Raw genomic sequence first — 9,747 nt, forward strand, 5'->3', positions numbered from 1 at the left:
TGCCTGGGCATTTGTCAGCGCTGTTAGCAACGCCATCTTTGTCGTCGTCGCCATCTGTTTTCACAGCAACGGCAGCTACTGGAGCAATGGCTGCTGCTTTTTGGCCGCCGAAGCTATAAGTCACACCAACAGAGGCGATGCCGTCGTGATCGCTTTCTTGCATATCTTCAACGCCACGGATTTCGCCGCGAAGCGCTAGGTTGTCGGCCATTTCATAGAAGGCACCAACTGCGACGTTAGCAATAGTGTGTTCTGTATAGCCGTTATTTGTGCCGCGAGCCAAACCACCGCCGATCAGAACATAAGGCTGTAGTTTGTTTTCAACATTGAAGCGGTAGTAAGTATCTAAAGTAGCCATTTCATGGCGAGTAGCACCCGTGCCACTCGCTTTGTTTGTTGGGTTGGCGAAGCCGTAGCGAAGCTCTAAACCTACATTTGGATTGACGCGGTAACCAAGAGCTAATGAGGAGTCGACGCCATCGTCGAGGCCTTTGTCATTGTCGTACATGTGGTAGCCGATCATCGGGCTGACAGTGATTTCGGCATGAGCTGCCATGGCAGCTGTAGCCATAAATGTTGCCAAAGCAAGTTTATGCAATTTCATAGTCAATAAATCCTTGTAAATAAATGATTACTAGATGTAACAGCACGTAGAGTAGTGCGATGCAGTAAACTGGTCAAGTAGACGACATCGCCACTCAGCCCAACTATTTTCATGTGAGTTCTTCATCGTGCCAGACTTTCTTCAGCGCTTTCATTTTCAAAATACGCCTGTTCGAGGAGAGCTTTGCCGGCTCAATGAAGCCTATCGGGCCGCTCTGGCAAAGCACCACTATCCAGAGCCTGTAGCAGCATTATTAGGACAGGCTATGGTGGCTGTTGCCCTAATGACGGCAACCCTAAAGCTCAAAGGTAGCCTTATTCTGCAAATTCAAGGCGATGGCCCTGTTGGCTTGATTATGGCGGAGTGCAATCATGCTGGTGATGTGCGTGCAATAGCTCGCTTTGACGCTGATGCAAGCTATGCCGATACGCAGTGGACAACACTCACAGGTGTCGGCCGCCTGCTACTTACTATCGAACCTGATGATGGCGAACGTTACCAAGGTATTGTGCCGCTAGAGGGCGCGAGTTTGGCTGACGCACTGGGCTATTACTTCCAGCAGTCTGAACAACTTCCGACGAAATTCATTTTTGCTGCCGACAACAAAGGTGCTGCAGGCTTAATGCTGCAGGTTTTGCCGGGTCATGATAGTGGCGAAGACGATGATTTGTGGCCGCGCGTCACACAATTGGCGGCGACGGTGAAAAATGAAGAGCTATTAGGCGTTGATCCCGAGCAGCTTTTATATCGGCTCTTTCACGAAGAGTCGGTTGAACTTTTCCCGACGACAGAGCTGCGTTTTAAGTGCACCTGCTCGCGTGAGCGTAGTGCCAACGCCTTAGTGTCGTTGGGTGTTGAAGAGCTGCGCGAAGTTGCTGCTGAGCAAGGAGGCACGATCAGCGTCGACTGTCAGTTTTGCCATCAGGTTTATGGCTTCGATGCGGTAGACATCGAGCAGCTATTTCAACCTGCTGCGGATGCGCCAGATAGCGTGCAATAAGCTAGCGACGCATCCATAGCCTAGGTTTGGGCAGCGTGATGCTAACGTCCAAGCCGCCATCGGGATGATTGCTTAGGTGTAGTTGGCCGCGATGCTGCAAGACAATGCGCGCCACAATGGCAAGACCCAAGCCCGAGCCTTGCGAGCCGCGCGCACTATCGCCGCGGCGAAATGGCTCCTGCAGCTCCTGCATGCGCGTTTCATCAATTCCCTGTCCGTGATCACGGCAACGCAATAAAATATTGGGCCCTACTTCTTCTGTGCTAAACACGACAGGGGCTTGGCCGTAGCGCATCGCATTTTGAATTAGATTTCCGATAAGCCGTTTAAACGACAGTTTGCGTAAGCGCAGTGGTGGGATTTCACTAAGCACAGTTTCGATACGAATAAGATGGCAAAATTGTTGCGTCACTTCACTGACCAAGGCATTTAAGTCGATTTGCTCGGCCTGCTCTTCTGAGCCATCACGCATAAAGGCGATGAACTGATCCAAAATCGCGTCCATATCCTCGATATCTGTAACCAAGCCTTCTGCTAAGTCACGATCGCGCATCACTTCAGCTGTCAGGCGCATGCGTGTTAATGGTGTGCGCAGGTCATGTGAAATGCCGGCGAGCATAACCGTGCGCTCCTGCTCGGCGAGATGAATTTGCCGTGTCATTTGGTTAAAGGCTCGGTTCACTGCGCGAATTTCTGTTGGCCCACTTTGCACATCCAGCTGCGTGCTGTGCTGCCCACGCCCGACGCGTATCGCCGCTAGTTGCAGGCGCTTTAATGGTCGGTTGAGCTGGCGAGCCAGAATAATAATGGCAATGATCGATAGCAGCGGAACGCCCAAGACCCATCCTAAAATAATGCCCGGGCTGTATTGCTGCATAAATAGCAGCTCTTCGCGTACCCACATGGGTTGCTCGGTGTCGGCGCTTATCCAGAGTGTAGGGACCGGTTTAAACTCGAAGTACACCAAGGATGGAAAGCCTATTTCGCGGCGTAGCTGCTTTTGAAAGCGGTCGGTAAATAGCTCAGCAAACCATTTATCACGTGGCGATGGAAAGCGTTCGACATCACGAACAATTTCTACATTTCCGTAGTCTCGAAGCGCACGATCGATAATCTCTGGCGCAACGCCTTCGCGCTCAGCATCGCTTAGCTTCAGCATTTTAATAGCAGAGCTATGCGCGTGCTGACGAATCTCCGGCAAATATAAGTTTTGCCAAAAAAACGCAATCGATAGCGCCTGACTCATCAGCACCACGATGCCAATAACAAGCGTCGTGCGCATGGCGCTCGAGCGTGGCTTCAGCCATTGCACGAGGCTGCGTTTGCGCTTAGCCGGATCTTGCAGCTTGAGCATTAGATTAGCTCATCGGGCACAAATACATAGCCCACGCCCCACACAGTTTGGATATAGCGGGCGTTAGCGGGATTGGTTTCGATGAGCTTGCGTAGGCGTGAAACTTGGACATCGATGGATCGTTCCATCGCGCCCCACTCACGGCCGCGAGCGAGCGCCATGAGCTTATCCCGAGTGAGTGGTTCGCGTGGATGTTGTACTAGGGCTTTTAAGACGGCGAATTCGCCCGTCGTCAGCGATACCGAGGTGCCGGTATTGCTCAGTTGGCGCGTTGATAAGTCCAGTGTCCATGGACCAAAGCTGACAACTTCGCTGGTTTGTGATGGCGCGCCAGGTAGTTCGCGCGTCTGCCTGCGCAGTACGGCCTTCATGCGCGCTAAAAGCTCCTGCGGATTAAATGGCTTTTGCAAATAATCATCGGCGCCGGCTTCAAGGCCGTTGATGCGATCGCTGTCTGCGCCACGCGCGGTAAGCATAATAATTGGCGTGTTATTGCCTGACTCGCGGAGGCGATGGCAAATGGCAATGCCATCTTCGCCAGGCAGCATAAAGTCGAGCACGATCAGCGCGAATAGCTCGCGGCCGAGTACGCGATCCATTTGCACGGCATCGGCGACTGTTTTTACGCCATAGCCTTGGTCTTCTAAAAATCGCTGTAAAAGCGTGCGTAGGCGCACATCGTCATCGACAACTAAAATCTTCTGGGCATCGCGGTTGTCGCTATTCATCCCATCCTCATCTGGTTTTACCGTTAAGCCTGAGTGTACGCAGGCGCAAGGCGTTTGAACACGGGCGGCTTTTGCCTGACACAGGCGGCGGAGTAAGTGGTTTAATTGCGCATCTTAAAAATCGTTTTAACAATACTGTGAGTTGTTATGTCTGCGCTAGCTTTACAAATTGCCCGTGAACTCAATGTGCGACCTGAGCAGGTCGAAGCCACCATCGACTTATTGGATAGCGGCGCTACGGTGCCGTTTATCGCGCGCTATCGTAAAGAAGTGACCGGAGCGCTCGATGACACACAGCTGCGCCAGCTCGAAGAACGGTTAGTGTATTTGCGTGAGATGAGTGATCGCCGCACGGCCATCATTTCCAGTATTGAAGAGCAAGGCAAGATGACCGACGTTTTGCGCGAACAAATTCTGGCCGCTGAAACTAAAGCGCGTTTGGAAGATTTGTATTTGCCATATAAGCAAAAGCGCGTGACTAAGGGCCAGCAAGCCATCGCCGCCGGCCTTTTGCCACTGGCCGATATGCTGTTTAACGACCCTTCTAAAGTGCCGGAAGCTGAGGCGCAAGCGTTTATTGTGGCCGAGGCTGCCGAGGGCGGCTTGGCCTATCCTGACGTGAAAGCCGTGCTCGATGGCGCAAAACATATACTGATGGAGCGCTTTGCAGAGCAGGCCGATTTGCTGGCTTTATTGCGCGATTACTTGAAAGGTCGTGCTTTATTAAGTGCTCGTGTAGTGGTCGGTAAAGAAGCGGCGGCAGCAAAGTTTCAGGATTATTTTGCGCATGATGAAGCCTTGGCTAAAGTGCCATCGCATCGCGCGTTGGCGATGTTCCGTGGCCGCAATGAAGGCTTTTTGTCGCTAAACTTTACCCTGCCAGATACCGATGATGGCGTGCATCCCTGCGAGCATTTAATTGCCAATCATGTTGGCATTGAGGCGGCTAATCGCCCTGCCGATGTTTGGCTGAATGAAGTTGTGCGCTGGACATGGCGCGTGAAACTGCTCACGCATTTGGAAAGCGACTTGCTCGGCGAGTTGCGCGTGCAGGCCGAAGAAGAGGCTATCCGCGTCTTTGCTCGCAATATGAAAGATCTATTAATGGCCGCGCCCGCTGGCTTGCGCCCGACATTAGGCTTAGACCCTGGCCTGCGCACTGGCGTTAAAGTCGCCATTGTCGATGGCACTGGCAAGCTCGTTGCGCATAGCACGGTTTTCCCGCATCAGCCGCGCAACGATTGGGATGGTTCGCTGCATGCACTCGCTGAGCTATGTAAAACACATGGCGTTGAGCTCGTCGCCATTGGCAATGGCACGGCCTCGCGCGAGACCGATAAGTTGGTCGCCGAGCTGATGAAGAAGCATCCGTCTCTTGGATTGACCAAAATCGTGGTCAGCGAAGCCGGCGCATCGGTGTACTCAGCGTCTGAATTGGCCGCGTTAGAATTCCCCAATCTCGATGTGACTTTCCGAGGTGCGGTATCGATTGCTCGCCGCCTGCAAGACCCGCTAGCGGAGCTGGTGAAAATCGATCCGAAAGCCATTGGCGTTGGTCAGTATCAGCATGATGTTAATCAGCTCAAGCTCTCGCGCATGCTCGACACTGTTGTAGAGGATTGCGTAAACGCCGTTGGCGTGGATGTGAACTCGGCCTCGGCAGCACTGCTCACGCGCATCGCCGGCTTAAACGCAACGCTAGCGCAAAACATCGTGGCATTCCGTGATGCTAATGGCGTCTTTCGCGATCGCCAAGATCTGAAAAAAGTGCCGCGTTTAGGCGAGCGTACATTTGAGCAAGCCGCAGGCTTCTTGCGCATTGCCCAAGGTAGCAACCCGCTGGATGCATCAGCAGTGCATCCAGAATCTTATCCACTAGTGGCGAAGTTTCAGGCCGCTGCTGCATGTGATCTCGCGCAGCTCATTGGCAATAGCAAAGCATTAAAGTCGATAAAGCCAGCAGATTTTGTCGATACAAGCTTTGGTTTGATCACGGTACAAGATGTGCTCAGCGAGCTAGAAAAGCCCGGCCGTGATCCGCGCCCTGAATTTAAAGCGGTAACGTTTAGTGATGCTGTAACTGAAATGAAAGACCTGGTGCCCGGCATGGTGCTCGAAGGCGTGGTGACTAACGTTACTGCCTTCGGCGCATTTGTTGATGTTGGTGTGCATCAGGATGGCCTAGTGCATATTTCTGTGCTGTCGGATCGCTTCATCAAAGATCCGCATGAGGTGGTGAAGGCTGGCGATATTGTCAAAGTGAAAGTCATGGAAGTGGATCTGCCGCGTAAGCGTATTGCTCTGTCTTGTAAGCTAGATGCGGCGTTGCCGACAGCCGGCGATGGCGTAGCGAAAGACCGCCAATCATCACCGCGCGGCGCATCACGCCAGAGCGCCGCAACAGCTAAGCAGCCGCAACGCCAACAACAAGGCAGCGCGCCATTAAAGTCCGGCACCTTAGGCGACTTGTTTCGCAAAGCCGGCGTATCGAAATAAGCATTTGTCATCGTGGCCAGTAACGGCGGCGATTTAGGAGAGGTCGATGGACCGCGAATTAAGCATCCAGCTGCAGTGGCTGAGTAAGCAAGCAAGTTGTTTGCAGGGCATGAAGCGTGGCTTGGAAAAAGAGTCGCTGCGTATCGATAGTGATGGCTGGTTGGCGCAAACACCACACCCTGCTGCACTCGGCTCAGCGCTAACGCACCCGAGTATAACGACGGATTATTCCGAGGCTCTACTTGAACTCATCACGCCGCCTTGCGACAGCATCGCGAGTGCTTTCGGCTATCTCGATGAAGTTCATAGCTATGTCTATTCGCAGCTAGGCAGTGAGCGCTTATGGGTCAATTCCATGCCCTGCAAGCTTGGCCCCGATGCACAAATCCCGCTCGCGCAATATGGCAGCTCCAATATCGGTCGCATGAAAACGCTGTATCGCCACGGCCTCGGCCTGCGCTACGGCCGACGCATGCAAACCATTGCCGGCATTCATTACAACTTGTCATTCCCCGATAGTTTTTGGCAGGCCTGGCAGGAGGCGAGCGGCAATACGCAAAGCTTGACTAACTTCCGCTCAGAAAAATCCTTCGCGTTAATACGCAACTTCCAGCGGCGCAGCTGGTTGCTTTTGTATTTGCTTGGAGCGAGTCCGGCGGTATGCGGTAGCTTTTTAGCCGGCCGTGAGCACGGCCTAGATGCCATGCCATCGGGCACGCTATATCGACCCAATGCAACATCCTTGCGCATGAGTTCTTTGGGCTATCAAAACGATGCTCAATCAGACTTGAAAGTGTCGTATAACGCCCTCGATGAATATGTACGTGATCTTGATCGCGCCATTCGGACACCGTATGCGCCTTATGAGGCCATGGGCGTTAAGCAGAACGGTATTTATCAGCAGCTAAATGGCCATATTCTGCAATTAGAAAATGAGTATTACGGCTTAATTCGACCTAAGCGTAACGGAGCCTCAGGCGAGCGCCCAACACAGTCCTTAGCCCGATCTGGCGTTGAGTATGTAGAGCTGCGCTGTGTTGATTTAGACCCGTTTGAGCCTTTCGGCATTAGCTGCGAGAGCGCGCACTTTTTGGAGGTTTTTGCGCTGCATTGCGCACTTGCAGAAAGTCCAACCTTCAATGACGTCGACTATCAGCGCCTACCATTAAACCAACAGGCTATGGTCGAGTGCGGTCGTGATCCAGCATTAGAAATTGATACCGGCCGTGAGTCCGTACGCTTCCGTGAGCTTGCCTCTAGGCTGTTTGTTGAGCTGCGCGCTGTCGCCGAAATATTAGATTCGGCACATGTGACCAACACGTATAGTGCCGCGGTTGCAGCACAGCTTGCCAAACTGGAAGACCCTGCGCTGACAGGATCGGCGATGGTTTTGCAGGCGATCGACAAATGGGATGGCTGCTTCTATAACTTTGCCATGGATCGTGCTGAGCGCGCTCGCGACCACTTCATGCAGCGCCCGCTAGCCAATGAGCGTGCGGCAGCCTATCGCGACGAAGCTGAAGCATCATTGCAGCGTCAGGCCGATTTAGAGGCAGCGCCTGCACCAGCCTTTGATGATTTTTTGCAGCAGTATTTTGCCGACACCCCAACTGGAGCCGCCTAAATGTTTAACACCCAACGCTTATTTTTATGGATGGCCTTGAGCTCAGTTGTCGCAATGGCTGCTGCGCTTTATTTGCAGCACTACCAAGACCTTGAGCCTTGCCCGCTGTGCATATTTCAGCGCGTGGCGGTGATTGGATTTGGTGTCGTTAGCTTGCTGGCCTTTTTGCACAATCGTCAGGGCTTTGGTCGACGAATTTATGCTGGCCTAGCTGCTGTAGCTGGTGTGGCAGGTGTTGGTGTTGCTGGCCGTCATGTTTGGTTGCAGCACTTGCCGGCTGATCAAGTGCCGAGCTGCGGCCCAGGGCTAGACTACTGGCTAGATGCCCTGCCATTGCAGCAAGTGATTAATGAGGTTTTTAAGGGCGCTGGTGAGTGCGCCTTAGTGGATTGGTCATTGCTTGGCTTTAGTTTGCCCGAATGGACATTGCTGATGTTCGCTGGCATGACTGGCGCTGCTGTTGTGCAGCTATTGCGTCGCTAACTACGGTGTTCATGGGTAATAAAAAAGCCGGCTTTTGCCGGCTTTTTTATGTCTTATTTCTTCTTCTTTTTAGACGGTGTCGATGCAGCAGTAGATTTCTCAATGCTGAGTAGTTCAACACGGAAGTTCAGTACAGCATTTGGCGGGATGGGGCCTGCACCCTCTTCGCCATAGGCTAAATCGGAAGGAACAAAGAACTCATACACCGAACCAACGGGCATCATTTGTAAGCCTTCAGTCCAGCCGGGAATTACACTGCCAATAGTAAATGTGGCCGGCTCGCCACGATTTACTGAGCTATCAAACACCGTGCCGTCTAAAAATGCGCCTTCATAATTAACCTTAACGGTATCAGTGGCTGATGGTTTTTTACCTGTTGCCTCTTTCAGTACACGGTATTGCAGGCCAGACTCGGTGACTTTAATGCCTTCGGCATTTTGATTTTGCGCTAGAAAAGCTCGGCCAGTTTCAGCGTTTTCTTTTGCTAAAGCTTTTAAATCGGCCTCAAGTTGCGCCATGCGCTGAGCTTTATAGCGATTAATTGCAGTGGTGCGTTCTTGCGCACTGAGTAAGCTTTCTTTTTTGGCAATCGCATCTTTAAAACCCCGAATGAAAGTATCGGTATCGAGATCTGGAATTTGCTCGGCACTACCTTGGCCATTCATATAGCCGATGCTGTAGGCAAATTGTTCTTTATCGACTACAGGCTTTTTGCCGCTATTTGGAGCAAGCACTGGAGCAGTGGCAAAAGAAGCTGGAGCAATATCGGTATCTGCCTGCACCGCTGAGGCGGTAAATAAAATGGCAGCGGCGAGAACAAGACGACGCATAGGAAACTCCAAGAAATGTTGGTGAAGCTGAGCATAAGCACAAGAAGCGTGTGTGACCACTAGCCAATTGATTAAGTTCCGACAGAAAGTTGTAAAAGTTTCGCTGATAGACTCGCAATTTGACGCATCTTCGTTTAACTTCTTTTTTGCATAAACCATCTGAGGAATTTTCCATGCCCGCTGCAAAGAAAAAAGCATCGCCCATCAAGGCCAACGCTGCTAAAGCAGCGAGCCAGGTGGAAAAAATCAAAGCCGACGTAGAGAAGCAAGCTGCTAAGTTAGGCGATCAATTACAAAAAGCCGTTGATAAGGCGCAACAAGAAGCCGAAGGCTATGTTGAAGCTGGCATGAAGCTGATTGAAAAAGCGGAAGCTAGTGCAAAAGAAGCCATCGATAAGCTGCAAGCACAATTGCAAAAAGCTGCCGGTGACAAAGAAATGGTAGCGTTGATTAAAGACAGTATTCGTCAGGTACAAGTCGAGGCGAAGGCAGTTATTGCTGCTGCGAAAAAAGATTATCAAGCACGCCGTGAGATTTTAAAGTCATCGCAGAAAAGTGAATTGAAAGCATTTTTGCAAGCCAAGTTAAAAGGCACTGCTGCTAAGCCTGCCGCTAAAGCACCAGCCAA

The 9,747-nt window shown here is 51.8% G+C and carries 9 protein-coding genes; 5 read left to right on the plus strand and 4 right to left on the minus strand.

Translation table 11 applies throughout. The features are described from left to right. On the minus strand, positions 1–604 hold a 604-nt coding region (locus AC3DKE_RS09175), incomplete at its 3' end, for an outer membrane beta-barrel protein (protein ID WP_487990498.1). A 127-nt stretch (positions 605–731) separates the two neighbouring features. Between AC3DKE_RS09175 and hslO the strand changes: the two genes are divergently transcribed. Then, a complete protein-coding gene (hslO, locus tag AC3DKE_RS09180; RefSeq protein ID WP_487990499.1) occupies positions 732–1,604 on the plus strand; it encodes an Hsp33 family molecular chaperone HslO in 873 nt (290 codons plus the stop codon). 1 nt (position 1,605) lies between these two features. On the opposite strand, the gene AC3DKE_RS09185 is transcribed toward hslO, so the two are convergent. Next, entirely contained in the window at positions 1,606–2,958 is a 1,353-nt protein-coding gene (locus AC3DKE_RS09185) for an ATP-binding protein (protein WP_487990500.1), read from the minus strand. Next, positions 2,958–3,686: an osmolarity response regulator transcription factor OmpR gene (gene ompR, locus AC3DKE_RS09190; RefSeq protein ID WP_340675820.1), complete on the minus strand. Its 729-nt coding sequence runs from the start codon at positions 3,684–3,686 to the stop codon at positions 2,958–2,960. The genes AC3DKE_RS09185 and ompR overlap by 1 nt, the downstream gene beginning before the upstream one ends. 147 nt (positions 3,687–3,833) lie before the next feature. Here ompR and AC3DKE_RS09195 point away from each other — a divergent pair, with 147 nt between their 5' ends. Genes AC3DKE_RS09195 through AC3DKE_RS09205 form a run of 3 tightly spaced genes read left to right on the plus strand, consistent with a single transcriptional unit; the run spans position 3,834 to position 8,289 of the window. Further along, positions 3,834–6,182, plus strand: a complete 2,349-nt coding sequence (locus AC3DKE_RS09195; RefSeq protein ID WP_487990501.1) for a Tex family protein — start codon at positions 3,834–3,836, stop codon at positions 6,180–6,182. A 46-nt stretch (positions 6,183–6,228) separates the two neighbouring features. Continuing rightward, entirely contained in the window at positions 6,229–7,806 is a 1,578-nt protein-coding gene (gshA, locus tag AC3DKE_RS09200; protein WP_487990502.1) for a glutamate--cysteine ligase, read from the plus strand. Then, positions 7,807–8,289 carry a disulfide bond formation protein B gene (locus AC3DKE_RS09205; RefSeq protein WP_487990503.1) on the plus strand — a complete coding sequence of 161 codons (483 nt, stop codon included), beginning with the start codon at positions 7,807–7,809 and terminating at the stop codon, positions 8,287–8,289. 53 nt (positions 8,290–8,342) lie between these two features. Here the strand turns inward: AC3DKE_RS09205 and AC3DKE_RS09210 are convergent, their stop codons facing one another. Then, on the minus strand, positions 8,343–9,119 hold the full coding sequence (locus AC3DKE_RS09210) for an FKBP-type peptidyl-prolyl cis-trans isomerase (RefSeq protein WP_340675816.1): 777 nt from the start codon (positions 9,117–9,119) through the stop codon (positions 8,343–8,345). Positions 9,120–9,238: 119 nt separating this feature from the next. Between AC3DKE_RS09210 and AC3DKE_RS09215 the strand changes: the two genes are divergently transcribed. Then, a partial coding sequence (locus AC3DKE_RS09215; RefSeq protein WP_487990504.1) for a hypothetical protein occupies positions 9,239–9,747 on the plus strand: 509 nt, incomplete at its 3' end.

The sequence above is a fragment of the Paraperlucidibaca sp. genome (assembly GCF_982810325.1).

Bases quoted from the DNA above. Each gene is read 5' to 3' on its own strand.
- gshA (WP_487990502.1), top strand. From the start codon at position 6,229: ATGGACCGCGAATTAAGCATCCAGCTGCAGTGGCTGAGTAAGCAAGCA.
- AC3DKE_RS09185 (WP_487990500.1), bottom strand. From the start codon at position 2,958: ATGCTCAAGCTGCAAGATCCGGCTAAGCGCAAACGCAGCCTCGTGCAA.
- AC3DKE_RS09195 (WP_487990501.1), top strand. From the start codon at position 3,834: ATGTCTGCGCTAGCTTTACAAATTGCCCGTGAACTCAATGTGCGACCT.
- AC3DKE_RS09205 (WP_487990503.1), top strand. From the start codon at position 7,807: ATGTTTAACACCCAACGCTTATTTTTATGGATGGCCTTGAGCTCAGTT.
- ompR (WP_340675820.1), bottom strand. From the start codon at position 3,686: ATGAATAGCGACAACCGCGATGCCCAGAAGATTTTAGTTGTCGATGAC.
- AC3DKE_RS09210 (WP_340675816.1), bottom strand. From the start codon at position 9,119: ATGCGTCGTCTTGTTCTCGCCGCTGCCATTTTATTTACCGCCTCAGCG.